The organism is Streptomyces virginiae (genome assembly GCF_000720455.1).
GTDB lineage: Bacteria > Actinomycetota > Actinomycetes > Streptomycetales > Streptomycetaceae > Streptomyces > Streptomyces virginiae.
Window position 1 is genome coordinate 133799 of sequence record NZ_JOAK01000001.1, and the last position, 21847, is coordinate 155645.

The following is a 21847-nucleotide window of genomic DNA, read 5'->3' on the forward strand; positions in this document are numbered from 1 at the left end:
CCATTAGAGGGGAAAGTTGGCCAAACTCCCGTCCGTTTCCCGTTCGCGCTCCAGCATCCGGCGCAGCGGCCCCTCGGCGGCGGCCAGCTCCGCGTACCCGCCGCGCTGCACGACCTCGCCGCGGTCCAGCACGACCACCTCGTCGACCGCCTCCAGGCCGGCCAGCCGGTGCGTGATCAGCACGGTGGTCCGGCCCTCGGTCGCGGCCAGCAGGTCCGCGGTCAGGGCGTCCGCCGTGGCCAGGTCCAGGTGCTCGGCCGGCTCGTCCAGGACCAGTACGGGGAAGTCCGCCAGCAGCGCCCGGGCCAGGGCCAGGCGCTGGCGCTGGCCGCCCGAGATCCGCTCGCCGTGCTCACCGACGAGCGTGTCCAACCCGTCCGGCAGGCCGTCCGCCCACTCCAGCAGACGGGCCGCGGCCAGGGCGTCCCGCAGCTGCTCCTCGCTCGCTCCGGTCCGGGCCAGCCGGAGGTTCTCCCGGACCGAACTGTCGAAGAGGTGCGCGTCCTGGGCGCAGAGGCCGACGAGCGCGCGTACGTCGTCGCCGTCGAGGGTGCGCGCGTCGGCGCCGCCCAGGCTGTAGGACCCTTCGGCCGGGTCCAGGAACCGGAGCATGACCTGGGCCAGCGTGGTCTTGCCCGAGCCCGAGGGGCCGACGACGGCGATACGGCGGCCGGCCTCCAGGGTGAGGTCCAGCCCGCGCAGCGCGTCCCGCTCCTGACCCGGGTGGCGGGCGGTGAGCCCGGCCAGCCGGACCGGGAAGGGGGAGGCGGGAGCGGCGGCGGGCTGCTCCGGCTCGGCGACGGGGACGGGGGCGTCGATGACCTCGTAGACGCGTTCGGCGCTCCGGCGCACCCGCTGGCGGTACTGGACGGCGAGGGGGAGTCCGCTCACCGCTTCGAAGGCGGCGAGGGGCGTCAGGACCGCGACGGCCATGGCGACCCCGGACAGCCGTCCGTCGTGGACCGCGTTCGCGGCGACGGCCGCGGCGGCCACGACCGTGAGTCCGCAGACGAGGGCGGACAGCCCGCCGCCCAGACCTGCCGCGGCGGCGCCCCGGGCGGCGATGCGCGTCAGGGCGCCGTCGCTCTCGCGGGCCCGGCCCTTTCGGTCCTCCAGCGCGCCGGCCACGGTCAGCTCCGCGGTGCCGGTGAGCAGGTCGGCCACCCGGGTGGCCAGGTCTCCCCGGGCGGGTGCGAGCCGGCGCTCCGCACGGCGGGCGCAGGCACCGCTGACCAGCGGCACCCCGGCGCCCGCGGCGAGGAGCCCGACGGCGAGCACCGCTCCGGCCTCGGGCAGCAGCCAGGTGGTGAAGGCGACGGAGCCCGTCCCGACGAGCACGGCGGTGCCGACGGGCAGCAGCCAGCGCAGCCAGTAGTCCTGCAGGGCATCGGCGTCGGCGACCAGCCGGGCCAGCAGGTCACCGCGGCGGTGCTCGCGCAGCCCGGCGGGCGCGATGCGCTCCAGCCGCCTGTACACCGACACCCGCAGGTCGGCGAGCATCCGCAGGACGGCGTCGTGCGAGACGAGCCGCTCCGCGTACCGGAAGACGGCGCGGCCCAGTCCGAAGGCCCGGGTGGCGGTGACGGCCACCATCAGATAGAGGACGGGGGGCTGTTCGGAGGCCCTGGAGATCAGCCAGCCCGACACGGCCATCAGGCCGACGCTGCAGCCGACGGCGAGCGACCCGAGCAGCAGGCCCAGCCTGAACCGTCCCTGCCATGCCCTGGCCACCGCCCGCACCCGGCGCAGCGGATCGGCTCCGCGCGCGTCGGAGGTGCCGCCGGGCCTCACCCGCTCGGGAGCGGCGCCGAGGATCCACTCTCCGGCGTCCGGGTCGAGACCACCAGGGGAGGGCTCTTCGGCATCCGCCCCGGACACTGCGGGGCGGGGGAGCGGCCCTGCGAGCAGGGCGGGTCCGGGGCGGGCAACGTCGGGGGCGGGACCGGCCGTCATCCGGACCACCCGGTCCGCGACGGCGAGCAGGGCCGGCCGGTGCACGACCAGGAGCACCGTCCGCCCCGCGGAGAGCCGCCGGACCGCGTCCACGATCCCCGCCTCGGTCTCGCCGTCCAGCGCCGCCGTCGGCTCGTCCAGCAGCAGCACCGGCCGGTCCGCCAGGAAGGCCCGGGCCAGCGCCAGGCGCTGGCGCTGGCCGGCGGAAAGGCCCACACCGCCTTCGCCCAGCAGGGTCTCGGGCCCGCGCGGCAGCGCGGACACGAACTCCCAGGCCCCGGCGTCCTCCAGGGCGGCGGCCACCTCGCCGTCACCGGCGTCCGGGCGGGCCAGCCGTACGTTCTCGGCGACGGTCCCGGCGAAGAGGTGCGGCCGCTGCGGTACCCACGCGATCTGCTCCCGCCAGTGCTCCGGGGACAGCTCGGCCAGGTCCGTGCCCGCGATCCGTACCCGCCCGGCGGTCGGCCGCACGAATCCCAGCAGGACCTGGAGCAAGGTGGACTTGCCGGCCCCGCTCGGGCCGGTGAGGGCCACGCACTCCCCCGGTCCGACGGTCAGCGAGACGGGACGGGGCGAGTCCTCGTCGCGTCCCTCGTAGCGGACGGCGACCCCGTCGATCTCCATCCGCAGGGGGGCGCCGCCCGCCAGGTGCGCCGTACCGGCCGGGACGGCATCGGGGGTCTCCAGGACCTCGAAGATCTCCTCGGCGGCAGCCAGCCCTTCGGCGGCCGCGTGGTACTGCGCGCCCACCTGCCGCAACGGCAGGTAGGCCTCGGGGGCCAGGATCAGGATGACCAGGCCGGTGTAGAGGTCCAGTTCGCCGTGGACCAGTCGCATGCCGATGGTCACGGCCACCAGCGCGACGGACAGGGTCGCCAGCAGTTCCAGGGCGAAGGACGACAGGAACGCGATGCGCAGCGTCCGCATCGTCGCCCGCCGGTAGTCGTCGGTGATCTTGCGGATCGACTCGGCCTGCGCCTTCGCCCGGCCGAAGACCTTCAGCGTGGGAAGACCGGCCACCACGTCGAGGAAGTGCCCCGACAGCCGCGACAGGAGCCGCCACTGGCGGTCCATCCGGGACTGGGTGGCCATGCCGATGAGGACCATGAACACCGGGATCAGGGGGAGGGTGACCACGATGATGGCCGCCGACACCCAGTCCTCGGTGACGATACGGGCGAGCACCGCCACCGGCACCACGACAGCGAGCCCCAACTGGGGCAGGTAGCGGGAGAAGTAGTCGTCGAGCGCGTCCACGCCCCGGGTGGCCAGCGACACCAGCGACCCGGTCCGCTGTCCACCCGGGCGCCCGGGCCCGAGCTCCGCGGCCCGGTCCAGCAGCCGCCGCCGCAGCTCCGACTTGACTGCCGCGCCGGCACGGTGCGCGGCCAGCTCCGTCAGCCACGCGATCAGCGCCCGGCCGAGCGCCACCGCCGCGAGCAGCAACAGCGGTGTACGGAGCGCCGCGCCGTCGAGACCCTCCTCGAAGGCACCGACCACGATCTCGGCGATGAGCATCGCCTGCCCGACGACCAGCCCCGCCCCGGCAAGCCCCAGGGCCACCACCGCCCCCAGGAAGAGGCGGGTGGAACGGGCGTAACGGAGCAGGCGCGGGTCGATCGGTTTCACGTGAAACATCCCTCCGGGCTCAGTGGGCGTCGACGATGTGCTGCGTCCCGATCCGCTTGCGGAACACCCAGTACGTCCAGCCCTGGTAGAGCAGCACGAGCGGGGTGGCCACCGCGGCAAGCCAGGTCATGATCTTCAGGGTGTACGGGCTGGACGAGGCATTGGTGACCGTGAGGTTCCAGGCTGCGTCGAGCGAGGAGGGCATCACGTTCGGGAAGAGCGTCAGGAAGAGCATCGCGACGGCCGCGGCAATGGTGATCCCGGACAGTGCGAACGACCAGCCCTCGCGGCCCGCCAGGTTGAAGCCGAGCGCCCCGAGCAGGGCCAGCACCGCCACGGCCATCGCGACCAGGCTCTTCCCGTCGCCGCGCGAGACCTGGGTCCAGATCAGGAAGACCAGGGCCAGTACCGCAGCGACGAGGCCCAGCACGGTCGCCATCCCCCGCGCGCGGTCCCGGATGTCACCGACGGTCTTGAGCGAGGCGAAGACGGCGCCGTGGAAGGTGAACAGGGTGAGGGTGACCAGTCCGCCGAGGAGGGAGTAGACGTTGAGCAGGTCGAGGAAGCTCCCGACGTACTCCTTGTTCTGGTCGATCTTCACGCCCCGCACGATGTTGGCGAAGGCCACGCCCCACAGGAAGGCGGGGATCAGCGAGGTCCAGAAGATCGCGTGTTCCCAGTTGGTCTGCCAGCTGTCCTCAGGGCGCTTGTGCCGGTACTCGAAGGCCACCCCGCGGATGATCAGGCAGATCAGGATAAGCAGCAGCGGCAGGTAGAAGCCGGAGAAGAGCGTGGCGTACCAGTCGGGGAAGGCGGCGAAGGTCGCACCGCCGGCCGTGAGCAGCCAGACCTCGTTGCCGTCCCACACGGGTCCGATCGTGTTGATCAGGACCCGCTTCTCCGTTCGGTCGCGGGCGAGCAGCTTGGTCAGTACCCCGATGCCGAAGTCGAAGCCCTCCAGGAAGAAGTAGCCGATCCACAGGACGGCGATCAGCACGAACCAGACGTCGTGGAGCTCCATGGTGCGTTCTCCTCAGCCTCAGTACGAGAAGGCCATCGGCCGGTCGGGATTCTTGTCGTCCCCGCCGATCTTGGTGGGCGGGTTGAGGTCGGCCTCGGTGAGCTCCGGCGGGCCGAGCTTGACGTACTTGACCATGAGCTTGACCTCGATCACGGCCAGCACGGCGTAGAGCAGGGTGAAGCCGATCATCGACGTGAGCACCTCGGCCTGGGAGACGTGCGGCGAGACCGCGTCCCGGGTGCGCAGGACTCCGTAGACCACCCACGGCTGGCGGCCCATCTCGGTGAAGATCCAGCCCCAGGAGTTGGCGATGAGCGGGAAGCCCATGGTCCAGAGGGCGACGATCCAGTAGAGGTTGCCGAACTTGGGGCTCAGCGCCTTCTTGAAGAGCACCAGGTTCGGGACCTCGTCCTCCCCGGTGCGCAGCCCCGGCGGCAGCAGGAACTTCCTGCGGGTCAGCCAGAGCCCCAGCACGCCGACACCGAGCGAGGCCATGCCGAAGCCGATCATCCAGCGGAAGCCCCAGTAGGCGACCGGGATGTTGGGCCGGTAGTCGCCCGGCCCGAACTTCTCCTGCTCGGCCTTGTTGACGTCGTTGATGCCCGGGACGAAGGAGGTGAAGTCGTCGTTGGCGAGGAAGGACAGCAGGCCGGGGATCTCGACGGCCACCTTGTTGTGGCCCTTCTCGACGTCTCCGTAGGCGAAGACGGAGAAGGGCGCGGGCGCCTCGCCGTCCCAGAGGGCCTCGGCCGCGGCCATCTTCATGGGCTGCTGCTTGAACATGACCTTGCCGAGGAGGTCACCGCTGATCGCCGTGCCCAGGCCGGCGATGATCAGGACGACGAGGCCCAGGCGCAGCGAGCTGCGCATCACGGGAACGTGCTTCTTGCGCGCCAGGTGGTAGGCGGAGATGCCGGCCATGAACGCACCGCCGACGAGGAAGGCGGCCGTGATGGTGTGGAAGAACTGGGTGAGCGCGGTGTTCTGGGTGAGCACCAGCCAGAAGTCGGTGAGCTCGGCCCGGCCGCGCTCCTCGTTGATCCGGTACCCGACCGGGTGCTGCATCCAGGAATTGGCCGCCAGGATGAAGTAGGCGGACAGGACGGTGCCGATGGACACCATCCAGATGCAGGCCAGATGGATCTTCTTGGGCAGCTTGTCCCAGCCGAAGATCCACAGCCCGATGAAGGTGGACTCGAAGAAGAAGGCGATCAGCGCTTCGAAGGCGAGGGGGGCACCGAAGATGTCACCCACGAACCGCGAGTAGTCGGACCAGTTCATGCCGAACTGGAACTCCTGGACGATGCCGGTGACGACACCCATCGCGATATTGATCAAGAAAAGCTTTCCCCAGAACTTGGTGGCCCTGAGGTACTTCTCCTTCTCGGTGCGCACCCAAGCGGTCTGCAGGCCGGCCGTGAGCGCGGCGAGCGAGATCGTGAGGGGCACGAAGAGGAAGTGATAGACGGTGGTGATGCCGAACTGCCATCGCGCCAGGGTTTCTGGCGCCAGAGCCAGGTCCACGTCCTCGTCTCCTTCGTGTCGCCGTGATCACAAGGGAAGTCCGCCTCCCGAGACCACTCAAACCAGGAGGAAGCAGACGCGCTTGTGAACGCGTTCACATTCACAAGCATTATGGCGCACTGCTTTCGGCGACCTTCACGCGGGGTACCCCTCTAGCCAATCCATTCAACAGATTGTTGAATGCGGCTCATGCAGATTCGAATCTCCTGGCCAGCGGGCCAGCTCACCGCAACCCTGGACGAGACCCCGACCAGCAAGGCGCTGGCCGAGGCCCTTCCGATCTCCGCCTCCGCCCACACCTGGGGCGAGGAGGTCTACTTCGACACCGGCGTCTCCGTGGCCCTGGAGGACGACGCCCGGCAGGTCGTCGAGCCCGGCACGGTCGCGTTCTGGACCGAGGGCGACGCCCTCGCGCTGCCCTACGGCCCCACGCCCATCTCACGCGGAGGCGAGAGCCGCCTGGCGAGCCCGTGCAACGTGCTCGGCTCGTTCGACGGCGACCCCCGCCTGCTTTCCACCGTTCGCGACGGCGATCCCGTCCGCGTGGAACTGGCCTGAACCCCGCCCGCTCCTAGAGCTCCTTGAAGAACGCCTCCGCCGTGTGCAGGAAGAGGTCGTTCGCCTCGGGCTCACCGATCGTGACCCGAAGGCCCTCGCCCGCGAAGGGCCGGACCACCACACCGGCCTTCTCGCAGGCCGCCGCGAACTCCACGGTCCGCTCGCCCAGGCGCAGCCACACGAAGTTCGCCTGCGTGTCCGGCACGGTCCAGCCCTGCGCCCGCAGCGTCTCGTGGACCCGCGCACGCTCGCAGACCAGCGCCCCGACCCTGCCCATCAGCTCGTCCTCGGCCCGCAGCGAGGCCACGGCCGCGTCCTGCGCGAGCTGGCTGACGCCGAAGGGCACCGCCGTCTTGCGCAGCGCCGCCGCCACCCGCTCGTGCGCGACCGCGAATCCGACCCGCAGGCCGGCGAGCCCGTACGCCTTGGAGAACGTACGCAGCACGGCGACGTTGGGGCGGTCGCGGTACAGCTCGATGCCGTCCGGGACGTCCGTGTCGCGCACGAACTCGCGGTACGCCTCGTCCAGGACCACCAGTACGTCCGAGGGCACCTGGTCCAGGAAGCGCTCCAGCTCGGCCCGGCGCACGGCGGTGCCGGTCGGGTTGTTCGGGTTGCAGACGAAGATCAGCCGGGTCCGCTCGGTGATCGCCGCGGCCATGGCGTCCAGGTCGTGCACGTCCCCCTCGGTCAGCGGGACCTGCACCGAGGTCGCGCCCGAGATCTGCGTGATGATCGGGTAGGCCTCGAAGGAGCGCCAGGCGTACATGACCTCGTCACCCGGGCCCGCCGTGGACTGGATCAGCGACTGGGCCACGCCCACCGAGCCGGTGCCCGTGGCCACGTGCTCGACCGGCACGCCGAACCGCTCGGCGATCTCGTTCACCAGGCCGGTGCAGGCCATGTCGGGGTACCGGTTGAAGGCCCCCGCCGCCGTGACCGCGCTCTCCAGCACCCCCGGCAGCGGCGGGTACGGGTTCTCGTTCGAGGACAGCTTGTACGCGACGGGCCCGCCCGCGGCAGCCGGCTTGCCGGGCTTGTATGTCGGAATGCCGTCCAGCTCGGCGCGCAGCTTCGGGCTGTTCTCGCTCACCGCAGGTCCTCCTCGACCGTCCCGTACGACGTCGCCGTCGACTCAATACTGCTCACCTTATGAGGATTCCGCCCTTCCGAGAATGGGGGCGCCTGGAATGCGGGGGAGCGCGCGCATATATGCGCGCGCCGGTGGCCTGCGCCGTGGCGCGCATCCCTCGTGCAGGTGAGTTGCGACCGAGTTGAAACCGCGCCGCTTTGGCATGCCCGGTCCCGCCGACAAGCTCCACCACCAGCCTGAACGATCAAACGCCTTTATTTCCAAGGTCATTGGGGGTGGCGAACCATGCAGAAACGTGCCTGTCAACGCGTGCATATGCACTCGGACCGCCCACCCCACCGAGCCCTACTATCGGCTCGCCATGACAGCAGCAGGGAAGCATCAGGTGAGCCGGACCGAGACCACCCGGCGGGCCGCCGGCCGACAGGGCCGGGCCGGCATCAGGGACGTGGCCGCCGCGGCGGGCGTCTCCATCACGACCGTCTCCGACGCGCTCAATGGCAAGGGACGGCTGCCCGACGCCACCCGCCGCCACGTTCGCGAAGTCGCCGACCGGCTGGGCTACCGCCCGTCGGCGGCCGCCCGCACCCTCCGTACCGGCAAGTCGGGCCTCATCGGCCTGACCGTGACCACGTACGGGGATGAACCTTTCACCTTCACCGAATTCGCCTACTTCGCCGAGATGGCCAGGGCCGCCACCTCGGCGGCGCTCGCCCGTGGCTACGCCCTCGTCATCCTCCCCGCCACCTCACGCCACGACGTGTGGTCCAACGTCGCCCTCGACGGCACCGTCGTGATCGACCCCTCCGACCACGATCCCGTCGTCACCGAGCTGGTCCGCCAGGGCCTGCCCGTGGTCTCCGACGGCCGGCCCGCCGGCTCCCTCCCCGTCACCGCCTGGGTCGACAACGACCACGAGGCCGCCGTGCTCGGCCTCCTCGACCACCTCGCCGCCGCCGGCGCCCGCCGGATCGGGCTGCTGACCGGCACCACCACCGACACCTACACCCGCCTGTCGACCACCGCGTACCTCAACTGGTGCGAGCGCGTCGGCCAGGACCCCGTCTACGAGTCCTACCCCGCCCACGACCCGTGCGCGGGCGCCGTGGCCGCCGACCGGCTCCTCGCCCGCCCCGACCGCCCCGACGCCGTCTACGGGCTCTTCGACCCCAACGGCACCGACCTGCTCGCCGCCGCCCGCCGTTACGGCCTGCGCGTCCCCGAGGACCTGCTGCTCGTCTGCTGCAGCGAGTCCACCGTGTACGCCAACACCGAGCCGCCCATCACCACCCTGTCCCTCAAACCGCGCCGCATCGGCACCGCCGTCGTGCAGCTGCTCATCGACGCGATCGAGGGCGTGGACACGGGACGCCCGGTCGAACAGGTCGTCCCGACCGAGCTGATCATCCGCACCTCGTCGCAGCGCAGGCAGCCCCGCACGACCGTCAGCCCGCCCCGATCTCCGGCCCAGGACTGACCGCCAGACCGTCCGGTCGGCCTGATCGGCGGTCGGTCCAAGATTTCAGCAACGGCAATATCGGGCAAAAACGGTAGGAACGATACGCTCCGCAAAGGATTCACCACCCCTGGTGCGTCACACAGCGCGAGCCGCATTCCTATGATGGGCGCACGACATCACGGACCCTCCTCCCCGGAGGTCAGGAGGGTCCGCAGGTGTACGGCAGCGCGACGGTGGTGGAGGGGTCGATGACTCAGGGGGCCGGTCAGGGACCCGCGATGCGGACGGAAACGCTGCGGGACTTCCGGGTGCCAGTCACCGAACCCGCCGCGCCGTACGCCGTATCCACCGGTATGCCCGACGAGGCCCCCGTGTACGGCGAGTACCCCGCGTACTACGAGGACGACGCACGGACCGCCGCGGTGCCGCTGCAGCCCGGCTACGCGCCACAGCCTCCGGCGCCCCCCGCGCCGCCGGCCCCGCACCACGATCCGCGCCAGGACCCGCGCCACGATCCCCGGCACGCCCCGCGCCAGGAAGAGCACCTGCACGCGCACGGCCAGGGCCACCCGCACCCTCAGGCGCACGCCGAAGCCGACGCCGAGCCGGTGCACACGATGAGCCAGGGCGGCCCCGAGGAGGACGAACCCGACGGCTACACCCCGACCTACCGGGACCTCCCCGTCATCGGCTCCGGCGCGCTCGGCGGCCCCGGCGACACCGTCCAGGTCCAGTACGTCCCGCAGGACGTCGCCGGGCCCGGCCCGCTGTACGTCGTCGGCGACGTCCACGGCTACCTCGACGAGCTCGTCACCGAACTGCGCGCCCAGGGTCTGATCGACTCGGAGGGCCGCTGGTCCGCGGGCAACGCCCGGCTCTGGTTCCTCGGCGACTTCACCGACCGCGGCCCCGACGGCATCGGCGTCATCGACCTCGTCATGCGGCTGTCCGCCGAGGCGGCCGCCGCCGGCGGCTACTGCAAGGCCCTGATGGGCAACCACGAACTGCTGCTCATCGGCGCCAAGCGGTTCGGCGACACCCCCGTCGTCTCCGGCGCCGGCACCGCCACCTTCCAGGCCGCCTGGCTGCTCAACGGCGGCCAGCGCACCGACATGGAGCGCCTGCAGGACGTGCACCTGCAGTGGATGTCGCGGCTGGACGCGGCCGTGCTGGAGGAGGGCCACCTGCTGCTGCACTCCGACACCACGGCCTACCTCGACTACGGCGACTCCATCGAGGACGTCAACGACACCATTCACGAGCTCCTCAATCGGGGCGACGTCGACATCACGTGGGATCTGTTCCGGAAGTTCACCAAGCGGTTCGCCTTCCGCGACGAGGAGACCGGCCCCCAGGCCGTCCGCGAACTCCTCGACACCTACGGCGGCAGCCGCGTCGTGCACGGCCACAGCCCCATCCCGTACCTGCTCGGCGAAGTGGGCACCGAGGACGGCGACGACTCGCGCGGACCGGAGGCCGTGGACGGCCCGCACGTCTACGCGGACGGCCTCGCCATCGCGATGGACGGCGGCGTGACGATGGCGGGCAAGCTGCTCGTCGTACGGCTTCCCCTGAGCGACTGAGAGCTTACGCAGAGGGGTATTTCCGGAAAGCCCCTGTCACGGCGTGGTGTGGGCGCTCTACCATCGCTCTATCCGTAGCAGGCTCTCCTCCGTTCCAGCCGGCACCCGGGTCTACGCGCGGCAAACCGGCTTCTACGGAGCATCGGGGGATGCACATGACCAGCGCTCCGCACCTGCTGACCGAGGACCGACCGGAGTTCGACCGGCTCATCGACGAGGCACTGCGCGCCGCGAACGAACGGCCCGAACTCGCCAGTCTCGGCGAACGGCTGAACGCCGAACAGCTGCGCACGATGGCCCAGGGCGCCAGCGCCCTGCTGGCGGCCGCGGCCGCCGCCGAGTACGACCACTACGTGAAGGTCCGCGGGGAACGACGCGACGGGGTGCTCTCCGCACCCGCCACGACGGGGGACGAGGACGGCGACCGAAGCAGCGGCGGCGCGGGCGTCAGCGCCGTGGTCGCGGTCCTCGCGCCGGTCCTGGCGGGCACCGCCATGCTGATCTTCCTGCTCGTCGGCTACATCCTGAAGATGATCGAGCCCGAACCGGCCTTCGCGCAGACCATGCTGACGGCGGGTTGGCTCTTCGGGGCGCTCACCGCGGCCGCCCTGCTCTTCGCCGTCATCGGGCTTCTGGTCACGGCCGTCCGCAACAGCGCGACCGAAGTGGTGGCGGACGAGACCGAGGCGATACCCGACGAGGTGGCGCGGGCCCGCGAGGCCTGGCGCCACGCCCTGCTGGAGCGCGGCATCATCCCGTTCCTGCGGGACGCGCTGGCCGATCCGAGTGCGGGCCCGGGCTTTCCGACCCCCCGCACGCCAGGGGCCGGGCGCATCCCCAGTCTGGGGTACACCCGGCCCGACTTCACCAGTCCGGGAGCCCCTGCGCAGGGCTCCCCTCCCGGCTACACGCCACCGGACTTCACCAGCCCGGACTTCGGAGGCCCGGACCACCGGCCGGAGTAGGTGCTCCGGCCGGAACCGGACCTACTTCAGCGCCTTCGGCAGGTGGTTGGGGTCCATGGGACGGATCGGCTGTGCGTGGGTACGCAGCGGCGGCGGGTCGCCCGGGTTGGGCTGCGGTACCGCGTCGTTCCACACTCCGTCACACTCGAGCTGGTCGGGAGTGCCCGGGTTCACGTCGCAGAACGTCTCCCAGATCTCGCCGCCGACGGTGATCACTTCGATGACCAGCCGGTTGGCCTGGTGGCCGATGGAGACCCCGCAGGCGCCGGTCGGGTAGTCACCCTCCTCGTTGGTGGTGAGGTCGTACCAGATCCAGGGGCCCACCGTGGTGTTCTGGATCTCGCGAACACCGGCGTAGGTGATGCCGTCGGGAGTGAGTGCCGCCTTGAACTCGCGGTCGTTGTTGTCGCGGACGGCGTCGACGTCCACGCAGGCGCCCGCGCCGGTCGCACCCGTGGCGCCGGTCGCGCCGGTCGCACCCGTGGCGCCGGTCGCACCCGTGGCACCGGTCGCGCCGTCCTGGCCGTCCTCGCCCGGCTCACCCTGCGGGCCGCGCGGACCCGTAGGGCCCGTCGGACCCCGCTTGCCCTCACACTCATCGCCGCCGCGTGGGCCCGCCTGGGCGCCCACAGCCCTCGGATCCCAGGTTGAATCCTCCTTCGCCTTGCAGTCGCCGCCACCGGCCGGGCTCGCCGTCCGGACGGTCTCGGCCGCCTGGACGGTCTGTGCCGTGGCGAACGCCGGGCTGGCGATGCCCGCCACCACCAGGGCGAGGGACGCCAGCGCACCTCCCTTCACCACAGCACTCCGCCGGCGGGCTACCGGGCCAAGGGCTGACCTGTTCCTGCTCACGGGGCTCATATACGCCGCTCCTTCTCGAAACCGGATCGAACGATGTGCGATCGGCCCGGGCGGGCCGCCTCGGCCATAGTGGGGAAATCGGATTTGCAGAAACCCGCCGCCTCGCTCGGCAGTCATCTCATCGGCCCAGCAACAGGCCCCCAATGGCGGCTCTCATCGTGGCTTCCTTGCACCCCATTGGCCGGATCCCTACGGTCGCCTCACGATCGTCTTCACCACCACCGTGGACGGGATCCTTGAAAGCAAAAATCTGTCTGAACATGATCGTGAAGAACGAGGCCGCGGTGATCAGGCGCTGTCTCGAATCCGTACGCCCTTTGATCGACACCTGGGTGATCGTGGACACCGGGTCGACGGACGGCACCCAGGAGATCATCCGGGAATTCTTCGCCGACCTTCCCGGTGTCCTGCACGAACGCCCCTGGAAGGGATTCGACGGCAGCCGCACCGAGGCGATCGACCTGGCCCGCTCCAGCGCCGACTACCTGCTGTTCCTCGACGCGGACGACGTGATCGAGGTGGACCCCGGATTCCTGATGCCGGAGCTCACTTTCGATTCGTACGGCGTCGCGGTGCACCACCGGCCCGTCATCCACTGGCGGCCCGCTCTCGTCTCCACCCGATTGCCCTGGAAATACGTCGGCGTTCTGCACGAGTACCTCGATTGCGACGCGCCGTTCACCCGGGGGGTCGTCGAAGGTTTCCATATCCGCATCGTCGGCGGCGGAGCCCGCCAGGGCGAAGGGGGCAGCCGGGAGAAGTACCTGCGCGATGCCGGGATCCTCGAAAAGGGCCTGCGCGAAGAGCCCGGGAATGCGCGCTACGCCTTCTATCTCGCCCAGAGCTGGCGGGACGCGGGCGAACCGGAGAAGTCCCTGGCCGCCTACGACCACCGGGCGACCATGGGCGGCTTCGCCGAGGAGGCCTTCTGTGCCCAGCTCTACGCGGCGCGGCTCGCGGCGGGCCTCAAGCGGCCGCCGGCCGAGGTGATGGACCGCTACCTCCGCGCCCACGAGAACCGCCCCGGGCGGGCGGAGGCGCTGGGCGACCTGGCGCGCCTGTGCCGGCTCGAAGGCCGCTTCCAGCTGGCGTACCTGTTCGCCCGTCAGGCGTCGCGGATCCCGCGCCCCGACGACATCCTGTTCGTCGAGTTCGACTGGTACGAGTGGCGCGCGCTCGACGAGCTCGCGGTCGCCGCCTACTGGGTCGGCGCGTACGAGGAGTCGCTGGAGTGCTGCGACCGACTCCTGCGGGAGGGCGGGCTTCCGGAGAGCCAGCGCGAACGCGTCGGCGAGAACCGTGCGTTCGCCCTGTCCAAGCTCGGCCCGGAGTACCAGGTGGTGGCCTGAGGGCCCCGCCGCCGTCGAACGGCCGAGGGGCCGGCCGCATCCGTCACGATCCGGGATGCGTCCGGCCCCTCTGCGCGAGCCCTCCTAGGGGAGGCGGTTCATGGGTGCTCCGCGCATCGTGTCCCCCTTGAAGGACTTGCCGCGGAGGACTCCTGTCGGGCCGGGGGTCAGTTCGAACCACCCCTCGTCCCAGACGAAGTTGTTCATGTTGGTGTCACCGTGTGTCTGGTAGACCCTGTTGTCGGTGGTCAGGACCTGAATGTAGGCGTTGTTGCCCTGGTCGATGATCGAGATGCCGCAGGCCCGACCGAAGGGGAAACCCGGGTTGTCGGCGTCCGTGATGTTCTGCCAGACCGGAACACCTCCGGTCGTGCTCGCGCGACCGGCGTAGGCGATGCCGTTCGTGAGGACGGCGCTGAACGACTCGGTGTTCGAGGGCGCGTAGCTGTCGATGTCGCTGCAGGGACCGGTGGCGCCCGTCGCGCCGGTGGCACCCGTGGCACCCGTGGCACCGTCAGCGCCATTCGTACCCGTGGCGCCGGTCGCTCCGGTGGCACCGTCCTCGCCGTTCACCCCGGAGGTGCCGGTGCTGCCCGTGGCGCCCGTGGCGCCGTCCGTGCCGGTCGCACCCGTGGCACCGGTCGCACCCGTGGCGCCGGTCGCACCCGTGGCACCGTCGGCGCCGGTCGCACCTGTGGCGCCCGTGGCACCGGTCGCGCCGTCAGCACCGTCCGTACCCGTGGCGCCGGTCGCACCCGTGGCACCGTCAGCGCCGTCAGCACCGGTCGCGCCCGTGGCACCGGTCGCACCGTCAGCACCGGTCGCGCCGGTCGCGCCGGTGGCACCCGTCGCACCGTCGGCGCCCGTCGCGCCCGTCGCGCCCGTGGCGCCGGTGGCGCCCGTCGCACCGTCAGCGCCGTCGGCGCCGTCCGCACCCGTCGCGCCGGTGGCACCGGTGGCGCCAGTGGCGCCCGTCGGTCCTGTCGGTCCGGGCCTGCCCTGCTCACACCTGTCGTCGCCGTTGGGGCCGGCCATGAGGCCCGCCGCCCAGGGGCCCTCGTCCGGACCGTGGTCAGGGTTGAAGTCCGGGCCCTGGTCCGGGTTGAAGTCCGGTCCTTGGTCCGGCCCCTGATCGGGACCGCGGTCCGGGCGGTGGTCCGGGCGGTGATGATGACCATTCGGCCTGCAGTCGTCCCCACCCGTGGGGCTCGCCGCGGTGACCCGCTCAGCCGCTTGGACGCTCTGTGCCACGGCGACGGCGGGGCTGGCCATCCCCATCATCACCAGGGCGAGCGACGCGAGCGTGCCTGCCTTGCGCCAGCTGCTCCTGGGCAGCGGGCCAAGGGGCGACCTGGACCTGTTCTCGGGGCGCATACCACTCCTTCTCGAAACCGATCGAACGATGGAGGCCGGCCTGTCCGGCCACATCGGTAGCGTGGGAACCGCGGCCCTCAGCGGCGGGACACCGCGCAGACAAGTCCACTCATCGGACTATCGATGCGACACCAATGGCCGCCGTGGCGAACACGGCCCCGCCCCATCTCCCGACGGCACGAAAAACGGGCGGACCCGCGACTCCCCCCATGGGTCGCGGGTCCGCCCGTCAGCCGGGTCCTGCCGTCCTGTCCGGCCGATCGGCCTCAGTCGGCCAGCGGCAGGTAGACGCGGTTGCCCGAGGCCGCGAACTCGGCGGACTTCTCCGCCATGCCGGCCTGGATCTCATCGGCCTTCAGGTCCCCGCCGTGCTCACGGCGGATGTCCTGCGAGATCTTCATGGAGCAGAACTTCGGACCGCACATGGAGCAGAAGTGCGCGGTCTTGGCCGGCTCGGCGGGAAGGGTCTCGTCGTGGAACTCACGGGCCGTGTCCGGGTCCAGGGCCAGGTTGAACTGGTCCTCCCAGCGGAACTCGAACCGCGCGTCGGACAGGGCGTCGTCCCACTCCTGCGCACCCGGGTGGCCCTTGGCCAGGTCCGCCGCGTGCGCGGAGATCTTGTACGTGATGACGCCGGTCTTCACGTCGTCCCGGTTGGGCAGGCCCAGGTGCTCCTTGGGCGTGACGTAGCAGAGCATCGCCGTGCCCCACCAGGCGATCATCGCGGCGCCGATGCCCGAGGTGATGTGGTCGTACGCGGGCGCGACGTCCGTGGTCAGCGGGCCGAGCGTGTAGAACGGCGCCTCCTCGCAGATCTCCTGCTGGAGGTCGATGTTCTCCTTGATCTTGTGCATCGGGACGTGGCCCGGGCCCTCGATCATCGTCTGGACGTTGTGGCGCTTGGCGATGGTGTTCAGCTCGCCCAGCGTCTTCAGCTCGGCGAACTGGGCCGCGTCGTTGGCGTCCGCGATGGAACCGGGGCGCAGGCCGTCACCCAGCGAGTAGGTGACGTCGTACGTCGCCAGGATCTCGCAGAGCTCCTCGAAGTTCGTGTAGAGGAAGTTCTCCTTGTGGTGCGCGAGGCACCACGCGGCCATGATCGAGCCGCCGCGCGAGACGATGCCGGTCTTGCGGCGGGCGGTCAGCGGCACGTACGGCAGCAGCACGCCGGCGTGGACCGTCATGTAGTCGACGCCCTGCTCGGCCTGCTCGATGACCGTGTCCTTGTAGATCTCCCAGGTCAGTTCCTCGGCGCGGCCGTCGACCTTCTCCAGCGCCTGGTAGAGCGGCACGGTGCCGATCGGCACGGGCGAGTTGCGCAGCACCCACTCGCGGGTGGTGTGGATGTTGCGGCCCGTCGAGAGGTCCATGACCGTGTCCGCGCCCCAACGGGTCGCCCAGGTCATCTTCTCCACCTCCTCCTCGATGGAGGAGGTGACGGCGGAGTTGCCGATGTTGGCGTTGACCTTCACCAGGAACTTCTTGCCGATGATCATCGGCTCGATCTCGGGGTGGTTCACGTTCGCCGGAAGCACCGCGCGGCCTGCGGCGATCTCCTCGCGGACGACCTCGGGGGAGACGTTCTCGCGGATCGCGACGTACTCCATCTCCGGGGTGATCTCGCCCCGGCGGGCGTACGCGAGCTGCGTGACGGCGGCTCCGTCACGGCCCCGGCGGGGCTGGCGGGGGCGGCCGGGGAAGACCGCGTCGAGGTTCTTGAGGCCACCGCGCGGCGAGGTGTGCTTGATGCCGTCGTCCTCGGGGCGCACCGGGCGGCCGGCGTACTCCTCGGTGTCGCCGCGGCCGATGATCCAGTTCTCGCGCAGCGGCGCGAGGCCCCGTCGCACATCGGTCTCGATCTGCGGGTCGGTGTACGGACCGGACGTGTCGTACAGCGTCACGTCCTTGCCGTTGGTGAGGTGGACCTGGCGGACCGGCACCCGGATGTCGGGGCGGGAGCCCGCCACGTAGCCCTTGTGCCAGCCCGGCTTGCGCTCGGTCGAGCCGTCGCCGTCCTGGCTGACGGCAGGCGTGCGTGCGTGCTGAATGGTCATGAGACCTATCTCCCTACGCCGGCATTACCCGGTAACAGGTTCGGCGGTCGACGCAGCCTCCTCCCGTACGCATCTGTGATGCGATGACGGTGATCAGCGTCCTCTCAGCCCGGTGCTCCGAGCTCCCGCGTTGTGCAAAGTAGCCCCCACGCTAGCGTCATCCATGGCGTGCTGAACAGTGGGCCCCCTCATCTCTTGCGATGATCTGCTGGTGACGTCCTCGCCGCAGCCCCCCACCGAGCCCACCGAGCCCAGTGCGCACTCCGGCCACGCGCACGACGGCCACGGGCATTCCTCCGGCCATTCCCACAGCCATGGCCATGGCCCAGCCGCCCCCGTCTCGAAGCACCTGCGCAAGGTCATCGCGGCCGTACTGATCCCCTTCGCCGTCGCCGTCTTCGTCGGCATGGCAGTCCTCTGGCCGGGGGGCACGCCCGGGCACGAGCGGACCGGGGTGGGCTTCGACCGGCAGACCCAGCAGGCCAAGGTCGTCTCGCTGGAAAACGTCGACTGCAAGTCCGTGAACGCCGCGCAGGTACCGGCGGCCGGTGGGGCCTCCGCCCCGTCGGGCGGCGGGGCCCGGGCGGCGCAGACCGGCGAGTGCAAGAAGGCCACCGTCGAGATCGGGAGCGGCCCGGACAAGGGACGCACCTTCGTGGAGATCGTCCAGCCGGGCGCGCCACGGCAGTTGGCGGACGGCCAGGAGGTGGTGGTGGCGTACGCCCCGGACGCGCCCCGCGACCTCCAGTACTCGGTGATCGACGTGAACCGCAAGCTGCCGCTGGCGGTGCTGGCCGGCATCTTCGCGCTGGCGGTCGTGCTCGTCGGGCGGATGCGCGGGCTGTTCGCGCTGATCGCCCTGGTCGTCAGCTTCGGTGTGCTGACGCTCTTCATCCTCCCCGCCATCCTGCAGGGGTCGAACCCTCTGGTGGTCGCGGTGGTGGGCGCGAGCGCGATCATGCTGATCGCGCTCTACATGTGCCACGGCCTGACCGCCCGTACGTCGGTGGCCGTCCTCGGCACGCTCGTGTCGCTGCTGCTGATCGGCCTGTTGGGCTCGGTCTTCATCGACTGGGCGTTCCTCAGCGGCAACACCGACGACAACACCGGGCTGATCCACGGGCTCTACCCGGACATCGACATGAGCGGTCTGCTGCTCGCCGGCATCATCATCGGTTCGCTGGGTGTGCTCGACGACGTGACGGTCACCCAGACCTCGGCGGTCTGGGAACTCCACCAGGCCGACCCGTCGATGGGCCCGCGGTCCTTGTACCGGGCCGCCATCAGGATCGGCCGCGACCACATCGCGTCGGTGGTCAACACCCTGGTGCTGGCCTACGCGGGCGCCGCGCTCCCCCTGCTGCTGCTGTTCTCTATCGCCAACAGCAGCATGGGGTCGGTGGCCAACAGCGAGCTGGTCGCGGTGGAGATCGTACGGACCCTCGTGGGCTCGATCGGGCTGGTGGCCTCGGTGCCCGTGACGACGGCGCTCGCCGCGCTGGTGGTTTCCGCGGACCGGCCGGAGTCCCCGGCCACCGCACCGGCTTCGGGACCGGTGCGCGGCCGGGGCCGACGGCGCAAGCGCTGAACGGCGGTTCAGCCTGAGCGGCGGTTCAGGACGGGCCGCAGTTCAGGATGAGCCGCGGTTCGGTGCGAACGGCGGTTCGGTCCGGCCGCGGCTCAGCCGGCGTTCTGCTCGTTCTGCTTCGACTCGGCCAGGATTCTGCCGAGCGCCTCGTCCAGGTGCTCCTCGAAGTCGCCCGTGTTCCGCTCCTGTCCGAGCGGAACGAGCCGGTCGGTGCGGTCGAGGAACGCGACGAGCGGCGCCGCGCTGGCACGGAAAAGGGCCCGGTCGCCGCCGACCTGGAGCCGGATGTGGACGTCGGACAACTCCTCCGGGCTGGTGGGGGCGATGTGCACATCGCCGTCTCCGCACGGCTTGTTGATGCCGTCGAGGAGGAGCTCCCGGCCGAACGCCCAGGTCACGGGCGCGTCTCCGGGAAGGTGGAAGGTCAGGCGGACTGCGTAGGGATCACGGGCGTCGTACCGGAGTTCCACCGGGATCCGGAACGAGAGCTCCTCGGAAACGAGGAAGCTCATCATGACCTCTGCCTGTACCGACTCGCGCATTGACTACCCCGCTGTAGTGGAAGTGGCCAGGAATGATCCCCCAAGGCCCTCTTGACAAGAGTGGTGGAAGCGCTAGCAGATCACAAGGAGTGAGTTTTCAGATACTGATAGAGAACGAGAGGGTGCTCAACAGCGCGCCTACTTCACTCCGTAGTCGATCGACTACATACAGCAATCGATCTTCCTGATGCAGGGGCAAAGAAATGGCCATAGTTGCGGCCGCATCCCCGGCCGTGATGGGGATGGCGGCACAGACCGTGCCGAGGGCATATTCCTGCCGCTCGATTACAGGCTGCATTCGCCCGAGGGCCCCGATCCGGTTCTCCAAGGAGCGCAGATCGCGCACGGTATAAGGGGTGATGGCCTCTACCGGATGGCGGTCGTAATAGTCCTTGCGCGCGTCCTCGTCGAGCTGGCCGAGCAGGCACTGCCCGATGGCGTGCGCGTATCCCGTCGCACGGAAGTCGGCCCACTCCTCGCACGCGGGACTGCCGGGGGTGTCCGAGACGCCCACGACCTCGATTTCACCCTCGCGGTAGACCGCGAAGTAGACGGGTGCCCCGACCACGTCGCGGAAGTGCGCGAGCGAGTCGAGGATCATGCTGCGACGTTTCTGCTGGAGTCCCCCGCCGGCCAGCCTGCAGGCCGCGTCGCCGAGTACGAAGACTCCGCACTCTCTGCGCAGATAGCCCTCGTGCGTCAGGGTGCGCAGCAGGTGGTAGGCGGTGGGAAGCGGGAGCCCGGCCTCACGCGCCAGCTGCTTCGCCGGGGCTCCCTCACGGTGGGATCCCGCGGCTTCCAGCAGCCTCAGCGCCCTCTGCACCGAACCGATCAGTGTCGGCACACCGGCATTGTGGACCGCAGACACAGCTCACCCCCAGGCGTGGTGGCGGGCCTTCAGGGGTGACCCGCTCGGCGGGGGTCACCCCCGCGCATGCCGGTCCTGGGGGTCGCGCTCGGCGGGTCGTCGGCATCACCACAGGTCAGGGGGTGATACCGGCTCTCGGTGCCCAGGCAACGGCACAGATCGCGACTCTATCGACCGATTCCGGGGCCGTGAGCGGTTCAGGGCGCCACGTTCCCTCAGCTGGGTTAATCCCGCAGCCGCCCCCGCCCGTCACCTACCACTCGCCGGACGAGGACTTCGAAGTTCCGCCGCCGAGCTTCTTCACGACGAAGATCAGACCGCCGACGAGGCCGACGAAGAGGAGCAGCTTGAAGGCGAACGAGATCAGTGCGCCCAGGATGCTGGTGATGACGCCGCCGAAGACGAACAGGGCCAGCAGCGGGACGGCGACCCACTTCACCCACCAGGGCATGCCTGCGAATATCTCTCGGATGCCGTTCATGTCCTCGACCTCTTCCCGGTCTTCCCGTCTGTGACTTCCTGCTCTCGATGCTAGGAGTCAGCGGGCGCCGATCGGGGCCCGCGAGCCCCCGGAGTCCCCTGATCCGCCCCTTAGGGGGATCAGGGCCGCGACCCTCACCCGCGCCGCCGCTCAGCCCTCGGGCGGAGAGAACACCACCATCACCTTCAGGTCCTCGGTGATGTGGTGGAACTTGTGCGGGACGCCCGCCGGGACGTAGACGACGCTGCCGCGCGCCACGGTGGTGGTCTCCTCCCCGACCGTGATCGAGGCCCTCCCGCTGACGACGAAGTACACCTCGTCCTGACCGTGCGGGCGCTGCGGATCGGTCTGGCCGGCGTCGAGCGCGTACAGCCCGACCGACATGTTCCGCTCGCGCAGGAACTGCAGATAGGCGCCGTCGTTGGCGGCCCGTTCCGCTTCGAGGTCGTCAAGCCGGAAGGCTTTCATCGTGGTTGTGCCCCTTGTACTCGATCGTTCCCTCGCATCCGCTGATCTGCGGATGTCCCACCGGGATCTTCTCTGCCACGATCAGACACATGACGAATTTCGTAGTCAAGACGCTCGCCAACGCGGCGGCCCTGGCCGTCGCCGTGTGGCTGCTCGCCGGCATCACCCTCGACGACGGCAGCAGTCTCGGCCGCCGGACCCTCACACTGATCCTGGTCGCCCTGGTCTTCGGCCTGGTCAATGTGATCGTCAAGCCGCTCGTGAAGCTGCTTTCCCTGCCGCTCTTCGTCCTCACCCTGGGGCTGTTCACGCTCGTTGTGAACGCCCTGATGCTGCTCCTGACCTCGTGGCTGGCCGAGCAGCTCGATCTCAGTTTCCATGTCGACGGGTTCTGGACCGCGCTCCTGGGCGGCCTGATCATCTCCGTCGTCTCCTGGGCCGTGAACATGGTCCTTCCCGACAAGAACTGAGCGGGCC

Annotated in this window: 18 protein-coding genes; 7 read left to right on the plus strand and 11 right to left on the minus strand. The window is 70.3% G+C overall.

The genetic code is table 11. From position 1 onward, the window contains the following. Positions 1 to 3: 3 nt before the first annotated feature. The 3 genes from cydD to IG86_RS0100705 are packed head-to-tail and all read right to left on the minus strand — an operon-like array spanning position 4 to position 6127. Positions 4 to 3582, minus strand: a complete 3579-nt coding sequence (gene cydD / locus IG86_RS0100695; RefSeq protein WP_030816998.1) for a thiol reductant ABC exporter subunit CydD — start codon at positions 3580 to 3582, stop codon at positions 4 to 6. A 19-nt stretch (positions 3583 to 3601) separates the two neighbouring features. After that, a complete protein-coding gene (gene cydB / locus IG86_RS0100700; RefSeq protein WP_030647345.1) occupies positions 3602 to 4603 on the minus strand; it encodes a cytochrome d ubiquinol oxidase subunit II in 1002 nt (333 codons plus the stop codon). A gap of 18 nt (positions 4604 to 4621) precedes the next feature. Then, on the minus strand, positions 4622 to 6127 hold the full coding sequence (locus IG86_RS0100705) for a cytochrome ubiquinol oxidase subunit I (protein WP_030817000.1): 1506 nt from the start codon (positions 6125 to 6127) through the stop codon (positions 4622 to 4624). Between the two features lie 189 nt (positions 6128 to 6316). Here IG86_RS0100705 and IG86_RS0100710 point away from each other — a divergent pair, with 189 nt between their 5' ends. Further along, the gene (locus IG86_RS0100710; protein WP_107051790.1) at positions 6317 to 6685 is read left to right on the plus strand and encodes a cyclophilin-like fold protein; all 369 of its coding nucleotides are present in this window, start codon (positions 6317 to 6319) and stop codon (positions 6683 to 6685) included. 13 nt (positions 6686 to 6698) lie between these two features. Here the strand turns inward: IG86_RS0100710 and hisC are convergent, their stop codons facing one another. Beyond that, on the minus strand, positions 6699 to 7778 hold the full coding sequence (gene hisC, locus IG86_RS0100715) for a histidinol-phosphate transaminase (RefSeq protein WP_030817004.1): 1080 nt from the start codon (positions 7776 to 7778) through the stop codon (positions 6699 to 6701). A 361-nt stretch (positions 7779 to 8139) separates the two neighbouring features. Here hisC and IG86_RS0100720 point away from each other — a divergent pair, with 361 nt between their 5' ends. From IG86_RS0100720 to IG86_RS0100730, 3 genes are all read left to right on the plus strand, one after another. Further along, positions 8140 to 9255, plus strand: coding sequence for a LacI family DNA-binding transcriptional regulator (locus tag IG86_RS0100720; protein ID WP_030028209.1), 1116 nt, complete (start codon positions 8140 to 8142; stop codon positions 9253 to 9255). Between the two features lie 260 nt (positions 9256 to 9515). Next, positions 9516 to 10820, plus strand: coding sequence for a metallophosphoesterase (locus tag IG86_RS0100725; RefSeq protein WP_385871240.1), 1305 nt, complete (start codon positions 9516 to 9518; stop codon positions 10818 to 10820). A gap of 149 nt (positions 10821 to 10969) precedes the next feature. Then, positions 10970 to 11785 carry a membrane protein gene (locus tag IG86_RS0100730; RefSeq protein WP_030893951.1) on the plus strand — a complete coding sequence of 272 codons (816 nt, stop codon included), beginning with the start codon at positions 10970 to 10972 and terminating at the stop codon, positions 11783 to 11785. Positions 11786 to 11806: 21 nt separating this feature from the next. Here the strand turns inward: IG86_RS0100730 and IG86_RS44990 are convergent, their stop codons facing one another. Then, positions 11807 to 12583, minus strand: a complete 777-nt coding sequence (locus IG86_RS44990; RefSeq protein WP_053216830.1) for a collagen-like protein — start codon at positions 12581 to 12583, stop codon at positions 11807 to 11809. Between the two features lie 323 nt (positions 12584 to 12906). On the opposite strand from IG86_RS44990, the gene IG86_RS0100740 reads away from it, so the two are divergent. Next, positions 12907 to 13995, plus strand: a complete 1089-nt coding sequence (locus tag IG86_RS0100740) for a glycosyltransferase (RefSeq protein ID WP_051784901.1) — start codon at positions 12907 to 12909, stop codon at positions 13993 to 13995. A gap of 84 nt (positions 13996 to 14079) precedes the next feature. Here IG86_RS0100740 and IG86_RS43855 read toward each other — a convergent pair whose 3' ends face one another. After that, positions 14080 to 15030, minus strand: a complete 951-nt coding sequence (locus IG86_RS43855) for a hypothetical protein (protein ID WP_244305755.1) — start codon at positions 15028 to 15030, stop codon at positions 14080 to 14082. Positions 15031 to 15635: 605 nt separating this feature from the next. Then, positions 15636 to 17423, minus strand: coding sequence for a phosphomethylpyrimidine synthase ThiC (gene thiC / locus IG86_RS0100750; RefSeq protein ID WP_030893958.1), 1788 nt, complete (start codon positions 17421 to 17423; stop codon positions 15636 to 15638). A 211-nt stretch (positions 17424 to 17634) separates the two neighbouring features. Between thiC and IG86_RS0100755 the strand changes: the two genes are divergently transcribed. After that, complete coding sequence (locus tag IG86_RS0100755; RefSeq protein ID WP_051784902.1) at positions 17635 to 19011, plus strand: YibE/F family protein; 1377 nt, start codon at positions 17635 to 17637, stop codon at positions 19009 to 19011. A gap of 92 nt (positions 19012 to 19103) precedes the next feature. Here IG86_RS0100755 and IG86_RS0100760 read toward each other — a convergent pair whose 3' ends face one another. The 4 genes from IG86_RS0100760 to IG86_RS0100775 form a co-directional block, all read right to left on the minus strand. Then, the gene (locus IG86_RS0100760; RefSeq protein ID WP_030647381.1) at positions 19104 to 19553 is read right to left on the minus strand and encodes an SsgA family sporulation/cell division regulator; all 450 of its coding nucleotides are present in this window, start codon (positions 19551 to 19553) and stop codon (positions 19104 to 19106) included. Positions 19554 to 19650: 97 nt separating this feature from the next. Beyond that, positions 19651 to 20397 (minus strand): IclR family transcriptional regulator, encoded by a 747-nt coding sequence (locus IG86_RS0100765; protein WP_234315954.1) that lies wholly within the window; start codon positions 20395 to 20397, stop codon positions 19651 to 19653. A 277-nt stretch (positions 20398 to 20674) separates the two neighbouring features. Further along, complete coding sequence (locus tag IG86_RS0100770) at positions 20675 to 20902, minus strand: DUF5326 family protein (protein ID WP_030647385.1); 228 nt, start codon at positions 20900 to 20902, stop codon at positions 20675 to 20677. A gap of 150 nt (positions 20903 to 21052) precedes the next feature. Then, a complete protein-coding gene (locus tag IG86_RS0100775; RefSeq protein WP_030817023.1) occupies positions 21053 to 21370 on the minus strand; it encodes a cupin domain-containing protein in 318 nt (105 codons plus the stop codon). An 89-nt stretch (positions 21371 to 21459) separates the two neighbouring features. Between IG86_RS0100775 and IG86_RS0100780 the strand changes: the two genes are divergently transcribed. Continuing rightward, positions 21460 to 21840: a phage holin family protein gene (locus tag IG86_RS0100780; RefSeq protein WP_030817025.1), complete on the plus strand. Its 381-nt coding sequence runs from the start codon at positions 21460 to 21462 to the stop codon at positions 21838 to 21840. Positions 21841 to 21847: the final 7 nt, after the last annotated feature.

Excerpts from the sequence above, each read along its gene's own strand:
- cydB (WP_030647345.1), bottom strand. The coding sequence starts at position 4,603 with ATGGAGCTCCACGACGTCTGGTTCGTGCTGATCGCCGTCCTGTGGATC.
- IG86_RS0100710 (WP_107051790.1), top strand. The coding sequence starts at position 6,317 with ATGCAGATTCGAATCTCCTGGCCAGCGGGCCAGCTCACCGCAACCCTG.
- IG86_RS0100720 (WP_030028209.1), top strand. The coding sequence starts at position 8,140 with ATGACAGCAGCAGGGAAGCATCAGGTGAGCCGGACCGAGACCACCCGG.
- IG86_RS0100725 (WP_385871240.1), top strand. The coding sequence starts at position 9,516 with ATGCGGACGGAAACGCTGCGGGACTTCCGGGTGCCAGTCACCGAACCC.
- IG86_RS0100730 (WP_030893951.1), top strand. The coding sequence starts at position 10,970 with ATGCACATGACCAGCGCTCCGCACCTGCTGACCGAGGACCGACCGGAG.
- IG86_RS0100740 (WP_051784901.1), top strand. The coding sequence starts at position 12,907 with ATGATCGTGAAGAACGAGGCCGCGGTGATCAGGCGCTGTCTCGAATCC.
- IG86_RS43855 (WP_244305755.1), bottom strand. The coding sequence starts at position 15,030 with ATGGCCGGCCCCAACGGCGACGACAGGTGTGAGCAGGGCAGGCCCGGA.
- thiC (WP_030893958.1), bottom strand. The coding sequence starts at position 17,423 with ATGACCATTCAGCACGCACGCACGCCTGCCGTCAGCCAGGACGGCGAC.
- IG86_RS0100760 (WP_030647381.1), bottom strand. The coding sequence starts at position 19,553 with ATGCGCGAGTCGGTACAGGCAGAGGTCATGATGAGCTTCCTCGTTTCC.
- IG86_RS0100770 (WP_030647385.1), bottom strand. The coding sequence starts at position 20,902 with ATGAACGGCATCCGAGAGATATTCGCAGGCATGCCCTGGTGGGTGAAG.
- IG86_RS0100775 (WP_030817023.1), bottom strand. The coding sequence starts at position 21,370 with ATGAAAGCCTTCCGGCTTGACGACCTCGAAGCGGAACGGGCCGCCAAC.
- IG86_RS0100780 (WP_030817025.1), top strand. The coding sequence starts at position 21,460 with ATGACGAATTTCGTAGTCAAGACGCTCGCCAACGCGGCGGCCCTGGCC.